This window comes from Methanobrevibacter oralis (genome assembly GCF_001639275.1).
GTDB lineage: Archaea > Methanobacteriota > Methanobacteria > Methanobacteriales > Methanobacteriaceae > Methanocatella > Methanocatella oralis.
This window is the reverse complement of the sequence record NZ_LWMU01000122.1, coordinates 1-1,824: the sequence shown is the minus strand read 5'-3', so window position 1 is coordinate 1,824 and position 1,824 is coordinate 1. Positions and strand designations below refer to the sequence as shown.

Annotated in this window: 2 protein-coding genes; both read right to left on the bottom strand. The window is 25.1% G+C overall.

Translation table 11 applies throughout. The features are described from left to right. Nucleotides 1–273: hypothetical protein (locus MBORA_RS11010; protein WP_211258398.1), on the bottom strand; the 273-nt coding region annotated here is incomplete at its 3' end. 198 nt (nucleotides 274–471) lie between these two features. Further along, nucleotides 472–651, bottom strand: coding sequence for a hypothetical protein (locus MBORA_RS09370; protein WP_063720585.1), 180 nt, complete (start codon nucleotides 649–651; stop codon nucleotides 472–474). Between the last annotated feature and the right edge of the window lie 1,173 nt (nucleotides 652–1,824).

Here is a 1,824-nt window from a genome sequence, read left to right as displayed (position 1 = left end):
GAGTGTTTTCAAGCTTTTTTGTAAATTTTTTTTCAGGATTTTTCTTCTGGATTGTTTTAAGAGGTTTTTTTTACTTGAAGCTCTCAATTTATCTTTGGTCTCCATCATTTTTTCAAAGGATTTTTTTATTGATTTTTTCTTACTGTTTCTTGGAATTTTTCTTTGTTTGTTAATATGATTCAGGAACACTAATTTTTCCAGATTCATCGCCCAATTCCAAATATTCTTCTTGATCCAATTTATAATACTTTTCTTCCAAAGTGTTCTTTCCATGATTATTTTTTAATTGTTGTTCATTGGTTATTATTTTTTAAAGATGTTTTTACTTTAGTTCCATCTAAAACTTAAATGGTGGATTTTCTTCTTTTGCAAATCTTTAAAAGTTGTTTTAAAAGCTTCATCAATTAAATCAGGTATAATCCAATTTGAATCTTTAAAAATTGTCCCTATAAACTGGCTTTTGCATGCCTGCTAAAGTACATATAAGCAATATTCAGTTCTTGTTCTTCTCTTAATTAGGAGAAGACAATTCACCATCAAATAACATTCATCCAAACCAATTCTAAGCAACATTTCACGAGGATAAGCAGGTTCACCAGGCTTATCACGAAACTCTTTGTTAGCTTCGGAACAATCAATTTGATCAACCACATTTTTAATACAAATAACACGGATGACCTTCAGGAATCAAATTACTCAAGTCCATAGGCACCAACATAGTCTTATTAATAGTATCATCTTTTAAAACCATAAATAAAACAACCATAAAGATTAATATTTATAATAAAAGATTGTACTTCATAGTATATAAAATTAAAGGAAAAAAATAAGCGAAAAAAATTTTAAAAATTAATGAGAGTCATGTCCCATCCTGTATTGGTTATTGTGGATGTTAATAATGAAATCTGTTTGTGTATCTGCTATACATGATAAATCTGATCAATTCCTTTTTTAATATATTGAGGTGAGGATTATTTAATTCTTTTAGTTGTTTTTCAGTGTATCCAATTATTATGGTGCATCGCAGATGCTAGTATCACCTGCCAGTACTGAATATCCTTTATAAAGACCAGGTCTATCTGGATCATTGTAAATTCCATCAATAATGTCTTCATTCATATCTAACACAGCAAATATGATTAAGCAATTTTCTTCTTTGAAAAATATCGGATTTAATTAAAATCATATTTTTATCCTTCTTATCACTTCTAATAAAAAATTATAGACTCTACAACAGTCGTTCGACCACAATCATAGAAAAGAATACTTAATCATACTTCCTAAAGTAGTTTTTCGAATACGAACAAAATGCACTTTTCCATCATCATCAATTATATATTTTCGATTTTTCATATTTATCTAATTTTTCCCAAGTTTCATCACAAAAATATTCCCTGAAATATTTAATCATCAAAAACAACCCCCCCCCATAAATCAAAAAAAAATCCAATCATAAAATCATAAATAACATATAAAAATATAATTTACTAATATCTAATATTAACTATTAATAATACTTAAAATCAAACATAAAATAATTTAAACAAATATAAAAACTATTAAAATAAACACATCCAATTACAAGCAAATTAAACGAATTTAAAACAAAAAAAATAATCAAAAATGAAAAATCAATAAAAAAAATCAAAAACCCATAAAAAAAAAGTAAAAAAAATAAAAAATAAATCATATAAACCAATACAATATCAAATAAAAGATTTAAATAAGAAAAATAAGAATAATAAAATACTATAATTAAAAATTAAAAAATAAATTTCTTAAATTAACTGGGTTGATTCAGAGCCGTTAATTATTTATAGTTGA